Raw genomic sequence first — 242 nt, 5'->3', positions numbered from 1 at the left:
AAGTCCAGCTGCACCACATAACCGTCCAGGGCCATCTTCCGCAGATAGGCTTCTCGGTTTCTCGTCCCAATTTGGGACATTTTCTGCTCGATCAGCGCCAGTTCCTCCGGGGAGACCCGGAAATTCACCTGGACTTCCCGTTTGCGCTTCGGGGCGCTCACCGTTCCGGCTCCTTCTTCTTATGGGTCAGAGCTTTGGCAGCAGTCTGTTTCGGTTCCTGCTTCAAATGTTCCCGAACCGAG

Annotated in this window: 1 protein-coding gene; it reads right to left on the bottom strand. The window is 56.2% G+C overall.

Annotation, left to right across the window (positions count from 1 at the left end; translation table 11 throughout):
* Nucleotides 1-161: plasmid mobilization protein (locus H6B10_RS18190; RefSeq protein ID WP_430661784.1), on the bottom strand; the 161-nt coding region annotated here is incomplete at its 3' end.
* Nucleotides 162-242 lie beyond the last annotated feature (81 nt).

The organism is Gemmiger formicilis, assembly GCF_016901605.1.
GTDB lineage: Bacteria > Bacillota > Clostridia > Oscillospirales > Ruminococcaceae > Gemmiger > Gemmiger formicilis_B.
Note: the sequence above shows the minus strand (reverse complement) of the source record. Positions and strands in the feature narration are given on the sequence as shown.